General features: G+C 72.1%; 2 protein-coding genes. One reads left to right on the top strand and one right to left on the bottom strand.

The window, feature by feature from the left end; genetic code table 11:
• Positions 1 to 755 (top strand): phosphotransferase family protein (locus tag AB0J09_RS64465; RefSeq protein ID WP_360714343.1); only part of this gene is annotated, 755 nt, incomplete at its 5' end.
• A gap of 20 nt (positions 756 to 775) precedes the next feature.
• Here the strand turns inward: AB0J09_RS64465 and AB0J09_RS64460 are convergent.
• The gene (locus AB0J09_RS64460; protein WP_360714341.1) at positions 776 to 1,405 is read right to left on the bottom strand and encodes a TetR/AcrR family transcriptional regulator; all 630 of its coding nucleotides are present in this window, start codon (positions 1,403 to 1,405) and stop codon (positions 776 to 778) included.
• Positions 1,406 to 1,539 lie beyond the last annotated feature (134 nt).

Here is a 1,539-nt window from a genome sequence, read left to right as displayed (position 1 = left end):
CGTCCGGCGCCGGAGTGCCGGTGCCCGAGGTGGTCTCCAGCGGTGGGTCGTACATCCTCATGACGCGCGTGCCCGGCGAGACCATCCCGCGCAAGATCCTGCGCGACGACGCCTACGCGGCCGCCAGGCCCCGGCTGGCGGCGCAGTGCGGGCAGGCGCTCGCCGCGATCCACCGGATGCCGGCGTCCGGCCTGCCACAGGAAGTGGATGATGACCCGCTGCGGCGCTGGCGGGACGTGCTCGACCTGCTCGGCGAGCCGCACCCGGTGTTCGAGCTGGCGCTGCGCCGGCTGGCCGCCGACCGGCCGGGCAGCACGCGGCGTACGGTCGTGCACGGCGACTTCCGCAACGGCAACCTCATCGTCGGGCCCGAGGGGATCAGGGCGGTGCTCGACTGGGAGCTCGCCCACCTCGGCGACCCCCTCGAGGACCTCGGGTGGCTGTGCGTCAAGGCGTGGCGGTTCGGCTCGCCGCTGCCGGTGGGCGGCTTCGGGGACTACGACGAGCTGATCTCCTCGTACGAGCGGGCCGGCGGCCACCCCGTCGACCGGGACGCGCTGCGCTGGTGGGAGACGTTCGGGGTGCTCAAGTGGGGCATCATCTGCGTCATGCAGACCATGCGGCACCTGCGCGGCGGCGCGCGGTCGGTGGAGCTGGCCGCGATCGGGCGGCGCGTGTGCGAGAACGAGTGGGACCTGCTGCGGATGCTCGGGGAGAACCCGTTGCCGAGACCTCCCCGGAAATCGCACGCTTGACCGGTGGCCATCCTGGGCGCTCAGGTACGCCCGGCGGCCTGGGAAGCTGTCCCGCTTCGGGGACTGACGACGGCGCTCCGGGAGGCGAGGGCGGCGGCGACCACGTCCACCAGGCCCTCCACCACCTCCACGCGGTCCACCTCGGGGTGCTCCAGCCACCAGTCGCAGGTCGTCTGCACCATGCCGACGAACGCGTGCCCGAGCACCTGCGCCTTGGTCGGCTCCGGCACCACGCGCTCGACGACGAGCAGGCCGCCGAGCTCCTCGCCCAGGCCCCTGACGAGGGCTGTCATGTGCGAGCGGATCCTGGAGTCCTCGGAGCTGGCCCGGTGGAACAGGAACCGGTAGAGGTTGCGGTTGGCCGAGATCAGGTCGAGGTAGACGCCGATGGTGCTCCGCGCCCTGCTCCGCAGGTCGGTCCCTGGGGCGGCGAGCTCGGGGCGGAGCTGGGCGATCACGGTGCGGACGTGGCGGTCGGCCAGGGCCTGGTAGAGACCGCTCTTGTCGCCGAAGTGGCGGTAGAGGATCGGCTTGGTGATGCCGGCCTCGGCGGCGATGGCCGCCATCGAGACCTCGGGACCCTGGGCCAGGATGACCCGATCGGCGGCGTCGAGCAGCGCCCTGCGCCGGTCCGGGTCCCGTCCACTCACCCGCCCAGGATAGGACGCCGCCGATCTCTCGCCCTTACCCGCCCCGGACGGATCATTCGTTCAACAGCGCCACACCAGCAGAGGTCCCCCTTCTCCCGAAGTTACGGGGGCAATTTGCCGAGTTCCTTAACCAC

This window comes from Nonomuraea sp. NPDC049784 (genome assembly GCF_040659615.1).
In the GTDB taxonomy this organism is placed as follows: Bacteria; Actinomycetota; Actinomycetes; order Streptosporangiales; family Streptosporangiaceae; genus Nonomuraea.
The sequence above is the reverse complement of the archived record's forward strand: the minus strand, read 5'-3'. Positions and strand labels throughout refer to the sequence as shown.